This window comes from Nocardia carnea, assembly GCF_029868325.1.
Lineage (GTDB): Bacteria > Actinomycetota > Actinomycetes > Mycobacteriales > Mycobacteriaceae > Nocardia > Nocardia carnea_C.
This window is the reverse complement of the sequence record NZ_JARWNW010000307.1, coordinates 16,375-29,058: the sequence shown is the minus strand read 5'-3', so window position 1 is coordinate 29,058 and position 12,684 is coordinate 16,375. Positions and strand designations below refer to the sequence as shown.

Below are 12,684 nucleotides of genomic sequence, written 5' to 3'. Positions count from 1 at the left end.
CGGCAACACCGCCGCGCCTTGACTGGCCGTATGAGTCGAAGAACCGCATTATCACCGTTGCCCCGCAGGCTGGCGGCGAGTGGCCTGCTCGTCGCCGTCACCGCGATCACCGGCACGCTGGTTTATCAGTCAGCACCGTCGCCGGTCCGGCTGGCCGGTGCCGTCCTCCGCGGTGACCACGGCGGCCGGGCTGTCCCGGACGATGGTGGCCTTCCGGACGGCGTCACGGTGTTCGCCGACGAGTATCCCGGCGTAGCCAACCTCGCGCCCGATCTGATCGCGGCCCTGCGCGCCGCAGCGGCCGAGGCAGGCGACGAGGGCATCGAGTTCCACGTCAACAGTGGCTGGCGTTCGCGGGAATACCAGAACCGGCTGCTTCGCGCAGCGGTAGCGAAGTACGGCTCGGCGGAGCGGGCCGCCCGATGGGTCGCCACCGCGGACACTTCTGCGCACGTGTCCGGCGATGCGGTCGACCTCGGTTCCGATGCTGCGGCGTGGCTGTCCGCACACGGCGCCGCATACGGACTGTGCCAGATCTATCGCAACGAGCCCTGGCACTACGAACTGCGCCCCGCGGCGATCGAGCACGGCTGTCCTGCCATGTATGCCGACCCCGCACACGAGCAGAGGATGCGACGATGACGACCGAAACCTTCGTCACCGAACGACTGGTGGTGGCTCGGCCGGTACGGTGGAATCCACTCACCCGCCTCGCATTCCGGTTCTGTTTCCTGTACTTCGGCCTGTTCTGTCTACTGACTCCGCCGATCGTGTTCGAGCTGACCGGCCCACTCGGAAGGCAGCTGGGCTACGACGCACAGTTCTGGCACATCCGGAAGCTGCAGCCCTTCCTCGACTGGGTGGGCCGGGAAGTGTTCGGTACCGGCGTACAGCTGTATCCGACCGGAGTCGGTGACCAGGCGATCTTCTGGGTGCTGCTGTTCTGCATCCTGGTGGTGGCGGCAGCCGGTACAGCGGTGTGGTCGGTACTGGACCGGCGGCGTACGCACTATCGCACACTCGCCGGCTGGTACCTGCTCGTCATCCGGATACTGCTGGCCGGTCAATTGCTGAGCTTCGGTTTCGCCAAGGCGATTCCGACCCAGATGCCCGAGCCGTCGCTGACGACACTCCTGACCGAGTACGGCGATTTCACGCCGATGGCGGTGCTGTGGTCGCAGGTAGGTGTGTCGAGGCCGTACGAAATGCTGCTCGGCGCGGCGGAGATCACCGCGGCGATCCTGCTGTTGATCCCACGGACCGCGCTGCTCGGCGCATTGCTGGCGCTGATCGATACCCTGCAGATCGTCGTACTGAACATGACCTTCGATGTGCCGGAGAAGATCTCGTCCACCCATCTTCTGCTCATGTCGATGCTGCTGCTGGCACCCGAGGCGCGGCGGCTGATACGAGGGCTGCTGCTCGACCGTGCCACCGGCCCGTCCGTCGCACCGTATCCGTTCCACGCCGTGAGATCTCGCCGGATCGCGGCGGTGATTCAGGTCGCGCTCGGTATATGGATTGCCGTAGCGGCTGTGCACGGCGGCTGGCACGCCTGGCGCACCGGCGGGCCCGACCGCCCCAAGCCTGCCCTGTACGGCATCTGGTCGGTAACGGAGTACACCCGGGACGGATATCCGGTGCCGCCGCTGACCACCGACGAAAACCGCTGGAAGACAGTGATCTTCGATTACCCGGATACCCTCACCTTTCAGCGAATGGACGACACCCTGGTGACTGTCCCCGCCGATGTGGACGCCGCCTCCCGCCGGATCCGGCTGATCGAGGGGCCACCGAAATACAGGCCGATGACCACAAGGGCCGGGACTCGGAATCCATTGGGCACACTCGACTTCCAGCAACCCGACACGGACAAGGCCGTGCTGGCCGGTGAACTGGACGGCCACCAGGTCACCCTCACGCTCGACCGGATCGACCCGGACACTTTCCCGCAGCGAAGTACGTCGTTCCGCTGGGTGCAGAACCGCCCGAATTTCTGACCGGACGCCGGGCGCGTTCAGGTGGAAGTATTCTCCTCGACCACATGGCCGGCGAACACGTCCGCCCCGCCCGTGGGGTTACACCTCGTGCAGTGTGGCGGTCGATCTACGCACGGGGTCGCCCAAGCTGCGCAGCAGCATCAGAGCCTGCTCCGACGGTGACCGCTCCACGGTGGTGACCACGATCAGGCTCTGTTCGGGCGAACGTGCGATCGCCAGGGTCTGCTGCGTAACGGTGAGGGCACCGACCACCGGATGATGCAGATCGTAGGACGCCGCGTCGCACGGGGCGATCCGGTGGTCGGCCCACAGGGAGACGAACTCAGGGCTCTTCATCGTGAGCTCACCGATGAGAGCGGCCAGGTCACGATCGTCGGGGTGGCGCCCCACGGCGATCCGCAGATTGCCCACCACTGCGCGGGCCTTGCGCCACCAATCCCGATAGAGCTCGCGGCTGTGCCCGTCCAGGAAGACCATTCGACTCATATTTGGCCGATTCGCCACGTCGTCCACGGCGGCCGGATCGGCGTGCCCGGCCAGCAGTGCGTGACCCAGGTGATTCCAGGCCAGGACGTCGGTGCGCCGCCCCAAGACCAGCGCCGGAACACCATCGAGGGCGCGCATCAGATCCCGCGTCTCGTCGCTGACTCTCTCCGGCCGCGGCCGCCGCGCCCGCGGCGCGCGCCGGGCGGCACCGGCCAACCGTTCCACGTGCTCACGTTCGTGGACATCGAGCTGGAGTGCACCGGCAATCGCTTCGAGCACCTCGGGCGACGCGCCACGAGAGATTCCCTGCTCGAGCCGCGTGTAGTAGGACACACTGACGCCTGCCAGCTGCGCCACCTCGTCACGGCGTAATCCCTGCACCCGCCGGCGCACACCGAAATCCCGCAGCCCGACGTCCTGGGGACGAATCCGCGCACGTCGCGCCTGCAGATATTCACCGAGAGGTCCGGGTCCGTCCATCACTCCAGTATCCGGGCGCCTACGGAACGCAGCCACACCCTCGCAGGGGTAGGACAACGGAGGTGTGGTTACCGGCCACTTTTCGCCGACACCCTTGATGAGGCACCCACTGATGATCAAGGGAAAACACATGGAGCAGATCGAACTCGGTGACGTCACGGTCACCCGGGTGAAGGAGTACTACGGCTCGGTGGAGCTGAGCCCCGGCGACTTCTTTCCCGACAGCACCGAACACGACTGGGAGACCAACAGAAACTGGCTGGCACCCGATTTCTGGGACCCCGAGGCCAATATCTGCGTCTCGGCGATCCAGACCTGGGTGCTGCGCAGCGAAGGACGCACCATCCTGGTCGACACGGGCGTCGGCAACCACAAAGAGCGGCCGTACGCCACGGTGTGGAGCAGGCACGACACCGGATTCCTGGACAATCTGGCGCGCGCCGGGGTCCGGCCCGAGGACGTCGATCTGGTGATCAACACCCACCTGCACATCGACCATGTCGGCTGGAACACCCGCCTCGAGGGCCGGACCTGGGTGCCGACCTTCCCGAACGCCACCTATCTGATGCCGCAACGCGATTTCGATTTCTGGAACCCGGCCAACGGCCACGAATCCGTTTTCGGCCGTGGCAACCAGAATGTGTTCGAAGACAGCGTGGCTCCCGTCCACGAAGCCGGATTGACTCGGCTGTGGGACGAGACCTATCGGATCGACGCGAACCTACGCTTGGACCTCACACCGGGACACACCCCCGGGTCGTCGGCGCTGACCTTGGCTTCCGGCGCCGACCGTGCTTTGTTTGTCGGCGATCTCATCCACACCCCGCTGCAAATCGTTGCACCACACACCAATACGTGCTTCTGCGAGGATCCCGCGGAAGCTCGGGCCACCAGGCACACACTGCTGGGCCGCGCGAGCGACGACAACGCGCTCCTGTTTCCTGCCCACCTCGGCGGCCACGGCGCTGCCGAAGTGGTCCGTAACGGCTCCACGTTCGCGATCAAGGACTGGGCCGGCTTCTCCCGTATCAATTGATCCGCTGTTCACCCGAATCTGGAGAGAACTCTTGTCTCAGAACGCCGGCCCCATCGTTCGGACGCCCTCCGGTGCAGTGCGCGGAGTACGCGACGTCCACGGTGAGCTCTATCGTGCCATCCCCTACGCCACCACCCCGACCGGTTCCGCCCGCTTCGCCCCGCCGGCGCCGCACCCGGGATGGAGGGGAGTGCGCGACGCAACAAGTCACGGGGCGACGGCACCACAGCCGGTCCGCGACTTCGGCCCACTCGATATGCGCCCCTACTTCGGGCCGGGCTGGGTGCGCGGCGCAGACTACTCGACCGTCGATGTGCGCACGCCGGGTTCGGACAGCGCCGGCAGACCAGTGCTGGTTTTCGTCCACGGTGGCGGGTTCGTCACCGGTTCCTCGCAGGCCGCGCTGTACGACGGCCACGCGTTCGCCCGTGCGGGAATCGTCTACGTCACTGTCAACTACCGCTTGGGTATCTCCGGTTTTCTCGACGTCCACGGCGCACCGCGCAACCGTGGGTTGCTCGATGTGCTGGCCGCCCTGCGCTGGGTTCAGGACACGATCGGTGCGTTCGGTGGCGATCCGACCGATGTGACGGTGGCCGGCCAGTCCGCAGGCGCCACCTTGGTAGGAGCGCTGCTCGCGACACCGGAAGCCACCGGGTTGTTCCACCGCGCCATCATGCAGAGCGGTAGCGGCACAGGAGCTTTCACTCCCGAGCAAGCAGAGCGGGTCACCCGTGCGGCCGCAACAGCGCTGGGCGTCGACACGACCGTGGACGGGTTCGCCGCCATTCCCGACGAACAGTTCGTCGCTGTGTTGCCGAAGCTTGCCGGGCTCGATCTGCGCACCGCCTCTGCCACCGATCCACTGGTCGGGCTCAGTCCGTTCGGTCTCGTCCTGGACGAACAACCCGCCGACACGCTCGCGAACGGACCAGCGGCCGATATCGCTCTTCTGATCGGAACCAACACCGAGGAGGGCAACCTGTACCTCGTGCCCCAGGGCAACTTCGAGAGTTCGCAGCAGGCGGACGTACTGGCCGCCGCCGGGCACGCGCACAGGCACCCCGAGGACGCCGTGGAAGCCCTGCGGGCCCAACATCCGCAGGCCACCCCCGGCGAACTGCGCTCGGCCTTGATCGGCGACGCGCTCTTCGGTGCCGGCTCCGCCCGCATGGCGCAGGCGCACTCGCTGATGTCGAATCGCGGCACCCACGTTTACAGCTTCGGTTTCCGCTCGACCGCACTGCACGGCCGGCTCGGTGCCGCCCACACCGTGGAGCTTCCCTTCGTCTTCGATATCGCCGATTCCGAATGGCTGCACGGGCCGGCGGGTCTACTCGGGCCCGAACCGGCACCTGACGGCCTTGCCCGACAAATGCACAAAGCCTGGCTCGCGATGGTGCGCCACGGGTCCCCGGGATGGGCTGCCTACGACAACACCCCCGCCACCGTGCAGCACTTCGGATAAGCCGGATGGTCGATGTCGTGATTCTCGGAGCGGAATCGTGGCGAGATCCTCGAGCCGGAGCGGACGCCGACTCGGGCGTCGGTGAACTGCGAGTGGTGCGTGGCAAGTGACGTCAGTTTCCGGTGAACCCGGGTGGGCGCCGCTCCAGCATGGCCGCGACCGCCTCGTCGTGATCGGCGGTGTGGTGGGTGATCGCCTGCATGGCGGCGGAGAGTTCGAGCAGGGTTTCCAGGCTCTGGTGCTGTCCCTCACGGAGCAGGCGTTTGGTCATGCGCAGAGCGTGCGGTGGGTTCACCGCGATATCGGCAGCCAGGCGGCGGGCGGCTTCCAGTAGTTGTTCGGGTTCGACGACCTCGTTGACCATGCCCCAATCGAGGGCGGTCGCCGCGTCGATCGGCGCGCCCGTGAACGCCAGCTGGCTGGCGCGAGCCATGCCGACGGCGCGGGGGAGCAGCCAGGCGCCGCCGTCGCCGGGGATGAGGCCGAGGCGGACGAAGCTTTCGGCGAAGGTCGCGGTGGTCGAGGCGATGCGCATATCGCACATCAGGGCCAGATCGCAGCCGGCGCCGATGGCGGGTCCGTTCACCGCGGCGATCGTGGGGATTTCGCAGTGGTACAGCGCTTTCGGGATGCGCTGGATCCCGTGCCGGTAGCCCTGACGCAGTTCGGCGGGGGTGCCGCCGAACATTCCGGCCTTGTCGCGCATGTGCTTTACGTTGCCGCCCGCGCTGAACGCCGTGCCGGCACCGGTGAGGATCGCGACGCGCAGCGAATGATCCCGGTTGGCCTCGCCTACCGCGTCCTCCAGGGCTTCGATGGTCGCCTCGTCGGAGATCGGGTTGCGCTGTTCGGGCTTGTCGATGGTCCAGACGACGATATCGCCGGTGCGCTCCACGCGCAGGGGTGCGGTCACGGTTGCTCCTCGGGCCACGATGCTGCGGTTGTCTCCGGCAACAATGCCCGATCGGTCCCGGCGCTGTCCCGTTGCGGCGGCCGCCGGTCGGGGGGCGGTCGTGTCGTCGGCGGGAAACGGCAGTTCGGTGGCGGTCGGCGGAGGTGCATCCCTGATCTGCCGGTTCTCGTACCGATGGTTGATCCTGACCGTGAATCCGGTCAGGTTGCGGGCGCGTGCCGCGATTCGCATCAGGGCGTCGGCGAGTTCGGCATCGGCCACGTACCCGAGATCGATATCGAGTAGTGCGTCGACGGCATGTTCCAAGGCGCGAACCTGGGACCGGAACGCGCTGTTCGAACACATGTTCTAATCCTAGCGCATACGCTGGGCTGCGAACTCGATCAGCTCTTGTTGTGGATGATGGAGGGTGCGCCCCAACCCGTCGATGAATGAGCTTGCACGATCGTGCATAATCATCACATGGCTGATCACACGGATATGCCCGACCGGACCGCGCCCCTGCGGGTGGCCGTCGCCGGTGCCAGTGGTTACGCGGGCGGAGAAGTGCTGCGTCTGTTGCTGGGGCATCCGGAGTACCGAGCCGGGCGCCTCGAGATCGGGGCGCTGACCGCGGGGAGCAACGCCGGAACCGCGCTGGGCACGCTCCAGCCGCATCTGCTGCCGCTGGCCGATCGTATTCTCGCCCCGACCACGGCGGCCGAGCTGGCCGGGCACGACGTCGTCTTCCTCGGCCTGCCGCACGGCCAGTCGGCCGCACTGGCCACCGCACTGCCCGAGTCGACGGTGATCATCGACTGCGGCGCCGATTTCCGGCTCACCGATCCCGCCGCCTGGGACCGCTATTACGGCGGCCCGCATGCGGGGAGCTGGCCCTACGGCCTTCCGGAATTGCCGGGCGCGCGGGAGCTCTTGCGCGGCGCCACCCGGATCGCCGTGCCGGGCTGCTATCCGACCGTCGCCAGCCTCGCGCTGGCGCCCGCGGTCGCCGCGGGCATCGTCGATCCGGATGTGAACATCGTGGCCGTCACCGGCACCTCGGGGGCCGGCCGGAAACTCGATGTGGGCCTGCTGGGCTCGGAGGTCATGGGCTCGGCCCGCGCCTACGGGATCGCCGGTGCGCACCGGCACACCCCCGAGATCGCGCAGAATCTGAGCGCCGCCGCCGGTAACCCGGTGCGGGTGTCGTTCACTCCGGTCCTCGCGCCCATGCCGCGCGGCATTCTGGCCACCTGCACCGCGCCGGTGCGGGTCGACGCCGCGCAGGCCCGCGCCGTCTACGAAAAGGCCTACGCCGACGAACCTTTCGTGCATGTGCTGCCCGAAGGCGTCCTTCCGCAGACCGGTGCCGTGCTCGGCGCGAACACGGTCACCCTGCAGGTGACCGTGGACCCCGACGCCGGCCGGCTGGTGGTGATCGGCGCCGTCGACAATCTGACCAAGGGCACCGCGGGCGCCGCGGTGCAGTCCATGAACCTCGCGCTCGGCCTCGACGAGACCGCCGGGCTGCCCACCGTAGGAGTGGCTCCGTGACCACCGACGCCAACCTCGTCCACAACCAGGGTGTCACCGCGCCGCTCGGTTTCCGGGCAGCCGGGATCGCCGCCGGGCTCAAGGCCAGCGGCAAACCCGACCTCGCGCTCGTCTTCAACGAGGGCCCCGATTACGCCGCCGCAGGCGTGTTCACCAGCAACCAGGTGAAGGCCGCCCCCGTGCTGTGGTCGCAGCAGGTGCTGAAATCCGGGCGGCTGCGCGCGGTGATCCTGAACTCCGGCGGTGCGAATGCCTGCACCGGCCCGCTGGGTTTCCAGGACACCCATCGCACCGCCGAGGAACTCGCCACCGCACTGAGCAACTGGGGCACCGAGACCGGTGCCGGTGAGGTCGCGGTGTGCTCCACCGGCCTGATCGGCGACCGGTTGCCGATGGACAAACTGATCCCTGCGGTCACCGAGATCGTGCACGAGATGGGCGGCGGTATGTCGGGCGGTACCGATGCCGCGCACGCCATCATGACCACCGACACCGTGCCGAAGGAAGCCTCCCTGCACCACCCGGCCAAATGGAACGTGGGCGGGATGGCCAAGGGTGCGGGCATGCTCGCGCCGTCGCTGGCGACCATGCTGGTGGTTCTCACCACCGACGCCGTCGCCACCCCGGAACAACTCGACAGCGCGCTGCGCAAAGCCACCCGGCGCACCTTCGAACGGCTGGACGTGGACGGTTCGATGTCCACCAACGACACCGTGCTGCTGCTGGCCAACGGTGCCAGCGAGGTCGCGCCGAGCCAGGAGGAACTGGATGCGGCGGTCCTGGCGGTCTGCGACGATCTGGCCGGTCAGTTGATGGCCGATGCGGAGGGCATCACCAAACGCGTGCTGGTCACCGTGCAGCGCGCGCGCAGCGAGGACGATGCGCTCACCGCGGCCCGTATCATCGCCCGGGACAGCCTGGTCAAAACGGCGCTGTTCGGTTCCGACCCGAACTGGGGCCGGGTACTGGCCGCGGTCGGTACCGCACCTTTCGAGCTGAACCCGGATGTGATCTCGGTATCGTTCAACGGCTTCCCCGTCTGCATCGACGGCACCGGCGCGCCGGGGGCCCGTGAGGTCGACCTGTCCGGCGCCGATATCCATGTGGTGGTCGATCTGCGGCTCGGCGACGGATCCGCGACCGTCCGCACCACCGACCTGTCCTATGCCTACGTCGAAGAGAACTCGGCCTACAGCTCATGACCGAAGCGATCCACCAGCTTTCCGCGCTGGACAAAGCGCATATCCTGGCCGGTGCCCTGCCGTGGCTGCAGAAGTTCCGCGATAAGATCGTCGTGGTCAAATACGGCGGTAACGCCATGATCGACGACGACCTCAAACGCGCCTTCGCCGCCGATATGGCCTTCCTGCGCACCGTCGGTGTACACCCGGTGGTCGTGCACGGCGGCGGCCCGCAGATCTCGGCCATGCTGAAAAAGCTCGGCATGGCCGGGGAATTCCGCGGCGGTTTCCGCGTCACCACACCCGAGGTGATGGAGGTGGTGCGGATGGTGCTGTTCGGTCAGGTCGGCCGGGAACTGGTCGGGCTGATCAACGCGCACGGACCGTACGCCGTCGGTATCTCCGGTGAGGATGCCCGGCTGTTCACCGCGACCCGCCGCACCGTCGATATCGACGGCGCGGCCACCGATATCGGCCTGGTCGGTGATGTCACCGATGTCCATCCGGACGCCGTCCTGGATCTCATCGGCGCCGGCCGGATCCCGGTGGTTTCGACCATCGCACCCGACGCCGACGGCGTGGTGCACAACATCAACGCCGATACCGCCGCGGCGGCGCTGGCCGAGGGGATCGGCGCGGAGAAACTGGTCGTCCTCACCGATGTCGAGGGCCTCTACACCGATTGGCCCGACCGTTCCTCGCTGACCAGCGTGATCGACACCGATGCGCTCGCCGACCTACTGCCGTCGCTGGATTCGGGGATGGTCCCCAAAATGGAGGCGTGCCTGCGCGCGGTGCGCGGCGGTGTCCCGGGCGCACATGTCATCGACGGTCGCATACCCCATTCGGTACTTCTGGAACTGTTCACCGGGGAGGGCATAGGCACCATGGTCACACCGGCGGCGGACGAGGAAAACGGAGTCAGAGCATGAACACTGCGCAATTGCGGCAACGGTGGTCGAATGTGATGATGCGCAACTACCCCACGCCGGAGGTCGTGCTGACCAGGGGCACCGGCGCGGTGGTGTACGACGCGGACGGCAACCGCTATGTCGATTTCGTGGGCGGGATCGCGGTCAACAGTCTCGGGCACGCGCATCAGGCGATTCTGAGCGCCGTGATGGAACAGCTCGGGACGCTCGGCCATGTCTCGAACCTGTACGGCAGCGAGCCGGTGATCGAACTCGCCGAAACGCTGCTGGCACATTTCGGTGACGGGGACGGTCGCGCCTTCTTCTGCAATTCCGGCGCCGAAGCCAACGAGGCCGCGTTCAAACTGGCCCGGCTCACCGGCCGCCGCAAGATCATCGCCTGCGACGAGGCGTTCCACGGCCGCACGATGGGCGCACTCGCGCTCACCGGCCAGCCGTCGAAGCGCGCACCGTTCGAACCGATGCCGCCCGGTGTGGTGCATGTGCCCTACGGCGATGCGGCGATGCTGGAGCGTGCGGTGGATTCCGATACCGCCGCGGTATTCCTGGAACCGATGCTGGGGGAGAGCGGTGTGGTGGTCCCGCCGCTGGACTACCTCGTGCGTGCCCGGGAGATCACCGCCCGGCACGGTGCCCTGCTCATCCTGGACGAAGTGCAGACCGGTATCGGCCGGACCGGGAAGATGTACGCGCACCAGGCATTCGGCATCACCCCCGATGTGATGACCCTGGCCAAAGGGCTGGGTGCGGGTCTGCCGATCGGCGCGGTCCTGGCCACCGGGCACGCCGCCGATCTGTTCACGCCCGGAATGCACGGCACCACCTTCGGCGGTAACCCGGTCAGTGCCGCCGCGGCGCTGGCGGTCCTGCGCACCATCGCCGAGGACGGCCTGCTCGACCATGTCGAATCGGTCGGCAAACGGCTCAGCGACGGTATCGCGGTCCTCGAACATCCGCTGATCGCCGATGTGCGTGGCGCCGGCCTGCTCATCGGTATCGGTCTCACCCATCCGGTCGCACCGCAGGTCGAGGCCCGCGCCCGCGCCGCCGGCTATCTCGTGAACCCTGCCAAACCCGATGTCATCCGGCTGGCCCCGCCGCTGGTGCTCACCGAAACCCAGGCCGACAATCTGGTGCTGGATCTGCCGGTGATCCTCGACGAGGTCCTGGCCGAGACGAAAGGAGCCCAGGGGTGACTGCTTCGACCGCCGTCCGGCACTTCCTGCGTGACGACGACCTGACTCCCGCCGAACAGGCCGAGGTTCTGGCCCTGGCGGCCGAACTGAAGAAGAATCCGTTCGCCCGCCGCCCGCTGGAAGGACCGCGCGGGGTCGGGGTGATCTTCGACAAGAACTCCACCCGCACCCGCTTCTCCTTCGAACTCGGTATCGCGCAACTCGGCGGGCATGCGGTGGTGGTCGACGGGCAGACCACCCAGCTCGGCCGCGACGAAACCCTCGCCGATACCGGCCGGGTGCTCTCCCGCTACGTCGACGCCATCGTCTGGCGCACCTTCGGTCAGCAGCGGCTCGAGGAAATGGCCGGTACCGCGACGGTCCCGGTGGTCAACGCGCTGTCCGACCATTTCCACCCGTGCCAGGTGCTGGCGGATCTGCAGACGATCACCGAGCGTAAAGGCGACCCGAAAGGCCAGGTGCTGACCTACCTCGGTGACGGCGCCAACAATATGGCGCATTCGCTGCTGCTCGGCGGGGTGACGGCCGGGATGCATGTGCGGATCGCCGCGCCTGTGGGTTTCCAGCCTGCGGCCGAGGTGCTCGCGGCGGCACAGGCCCGGGCCGCCGAAACCGGTGGCAGCGTCACCGTCACCGACGACCCGTATACCGCGGCAGACGAGGCGGATGTCCTCGTCACCGACACCTGGACCTCGATGGGGCAGGAGAGTGACGGCCTGGACCGGGTCGCGCCGTTCCGCCCCTACCAGATCAACGCCGGGCTGCTCGCCTACGCCGCCAACGACGCCATCGTCCTGCACTGCCTGCCCGCACATCGCGGGGAAGAGGTGACCGACGAGGTTCTCGACGGCGACCAGAGCGCGGTGTGGGACGAGGCGGAGAACCGCCTGCACGCGCAGAAGGCCCTGCTCGTCTGGCTGTTGGAACACGAGGGCGCACAGCGACGATGACCGAGGCCCGCTCGCATTCCACCGGCCCCCTCACGGCCGCCACCCGGGCCGGCCGGCAATCGCGGATCATCGCGCTGCTGGCCGCGCACCCGGTCCGCAGCCAGACCGAACTGGCCAATCTGCTCGCCGCCGAAGGGATCGAAACCACCCAGGCCACGCTGTCGCGCGATCTGGATGAACTGGGCGCGGTCAAACTCCGCGCGGCCGACGGCGGCGCCGGTGTCTATGTGGTCCCCGAGGACGGCAGCCCCGTCCGCGGGGTCACCGGGGGCACCGGCCGGCTGGCGAAACTCCTCGGCGATCTGCTGGTCTCCACCGATTCCAGCGGCAATATCGCGGTCCTGCGGACCCCGCCCGGCGCAGCTCATTTCCTGGCCAGCGCCCTGGACCGAGCGGCCCTGCCCTATATCGTCGGCACCATCGCCGGTGACGACACCATCGCGGTTATCGCCCGTGAACCCCTGACCGGCGCCGAACTCGCCGCGAAAATCGAGAATCTGGCCTGAAAC

The 12,684-nt window shown here is 67.6% G+C and carries 12 protein-coding genes; 10 read left to right on the top strand and 2 right to left on the bottom strand.

Going from position 1 to position 12,684, the window contains the following annotated elements; genetic code table 11:
- Positions 1-30: 30 nt before the first annotated feature.
- A complete protein-coding gene (locus tag QH196_RS29790; RefSeq protein ID WP_280419175.1) occupies positions 31-642 on the top strand; it encodes a D-alanyl-D-alanine carboxypeptidase family protein in 612 nt (203 codons plus the stop codon).
- Positions 639-2,000: a DoxX family protein gene (locus QH196_RS29785; RefSeq protein ID WP_280419174.1), complete on the top strand. Its 1,362-nt coding sequence runs from the start codon at positions 639-641 to the stop codon at positions 1,998-2,000. Before QH196_RS29790 ends, QH196_RS29785 begins: the two co-directional genes overlap by 4 nt.
- 78 nt (positions 2,001-2,078) lie before the next feature.
- Here QH196_RS29785 and QH196_RS29780 read toward each other — a convergent pair whose 3' ends face one another.
- Positions 2,079-2,966 carry a helix-turn-helix domain-containing protein gene (locus tag QH196_RS29780; protein WP_280419173.1) on the bottom strand — a complete coding sequence of 296 codons (888 nt, stop codon included), beginning with the start codon at positions 2,964-2,966 and terminating at the stop codon, positions 2,079-2,081.
- 130 nt (positions 2,967-3,096) lie between these two features.
- Here QH196_RS29780 and QH196_RS29775 point away from each other — a divergent pair, with 130 nt between their 5' ends.
- Positions 3,097-4,002 (top strand): MBL fold metallo-hydrolase, encoded by a 906-nt coding sequence (locus tag QH196_RS29775; protein WP_280419172.1) that lies wholly within the window; start codon positions 3,097-3,099, stop codon positions 4,000-4,002.
- Between the two features lie 31 nt (positions 4,003-4,033).
- Positions 4,034-5,470 (top strand): carboxylesterase/lipase family protein, encoded by a 1,437-nt coding sequence (locus tag QH196_RS29770; protein ID WP_280419171.1) that lies wholly within the window; start codon positions 4,034-4,036, stop codon positions 5,468-5,470.
- A gap of 112 nt (positions 5,471-5,582) precedes the next feature.
- Here the strand turns inward: QH196_RS29770 and QH196_RS29765 are convergent, their stop codons facing one another.
- Entirely contained in the window at positions 5,583-6,383 is an 801-nt protein-coding gene (locus QH196_RS29765) for a crotonase/enoyl-CoA hydratase family protein (RefSeq protein ID WP_280419209.1), read from the bottom strand.
- Positions 6,384-6,845: 462 nt separating this feature from the next.
- On the opposite strand from QH196_RS29765, the gene argC reads away from it, so the two are divergent.
- The 6 genes from argC to QH196_RS29735 are packed head-to-tail and all read left to right on the top strand — an operon-like array spanning position 6,846 to position 12,681.
- Positions 6,846-7,916, top strand: a complete 1,071-nt coding sequence (argC, locus tag QH196_RS29760; RefSeq protein WP_280419170.1) for an N-acetyl-gamma-glutamyl-phosphate reductase — start codon at positions 6,846-6,848, stop codon at positions 7,914-7,916.
- Positions 7,913-9,118 (top strand): bifunctional glutamate N-acetyltransferase/amino-acid acetyltransferase ArgJ, encoded by a 1,206-nt coding sequence (argJ, locus tag QH196_RS29755; protein WP_280419169.1) that lies wholly within the window; start codon positions 7,913-7,915, stop codon positions 9,116-9,118. The genes argC and argJ overlap by 4 nt, the downstream gene beginning before the upstream one ends.
- Positions 9,115-10,029: an acetylglutamate kinase gene (argB, locus tag QH196_RS29750; RefSeq protein ID WP_280419168.1), complete on the top strand. Its 915-nt coding sequence runs from the start codon at positions 9,115-9,117 to the stop codon at positions 10,027-10,029. Before argJ ends, argB begins: the two co-directional genes overlap by 4 nt.
- Positions 10,026-11,225 (top strand): acetylornithine transaminase, encoded by a 1,200-nt coding sequence (locus QH196_RS29745; RefSeq protein ID WP_280419167.1) that lies wholly within the window; start codon positions 10,026-10,028, stop codon positions 11,223-11,225. The genes argB and QH196_RS29745 overlap by 4 nt, the downstream gene beginning before the upstream one ends.
- Complete coding sequence (gene argF, locus QH196_RS29740) at positions 11,222-12,175, top strand: ornithine carbamoyltransferase (RefSeq protein WP_280419166.1); 954 nt, start codon at positions 11,222-11,224, stop codon at positions 12,173-12,175. Before QH196_RS29745 ends, argF begins: the two co-directional genes overlap by 4 nt.
- On the top strand, positions 12,172-12,681 hold the full coding sequence (locus QH196_RS29735) for an arginine repressor (RefSeq protein WP_280419165.1): 510 nt from the start codon (positions 12,172-12,174) through the stop codon (positions 12,679-12,681). The genes argF and QH196_RS29735 overlap by 4 nt, the downstream gene beginning before the upstream one ends.
- Positions 12,682-12,684 lie beyond the last annotated feature (3 nt).

Coding starts and splice junctions, on each gene's coding strand:
- QH196_RS29790 (WP_280419175.1), top strand. CDS start 31: ATGAGTCGAAGAACCGCATTATCACCGTTGCCCCGCAGGCTGGCGGCG.
- QH196_RS29785 (WP_280419174.1), top strand. CDS start 639: ATGACGACCGAAACCTTCGTCACCGAACGACTGGTGGTGGCTCGGCCG.
- QH196_RS29780 (WP_280419173.1), bottom strand. CDS start 2,966: ATGGACGGACCCGGACCTCTCGGTGAATATCTGCAGGCGCGACGTGCG.
- QH196_RS29775 (WP_280419172.1), top strand. CDS start 3,097: ATGGAGCAGATCGAACTCGGTGACGTCACGGTCACCCGGGTGAAGGAG.
- argC (WP_280419170.1), top strand. CDS start 6,846: ATGGCTGATCACACGGATATGCCCGACCGGACCGCGCCCCTGCGGGTG.
- argB (WP_280419168.1), top strand. CDS start 9,115: ATGACCGAAGCGATCCACCAGCTTTCCGCGCTGGACAAAGCGCATATC.
- QH196_RS29745 (WP_280419167.1), top strand. CDS start 10,026: ATGAACACTGCGCAATTGCGGCAACGGTGGTCGAATGTGATGATGCGC.
- QH196_RS29735 (WP_280419165.1), top strand. CDS start 12,172: ATGACCGAGGCCCGCTCGCATTCCACCGGCCCCCTCACGGCCGCCACC.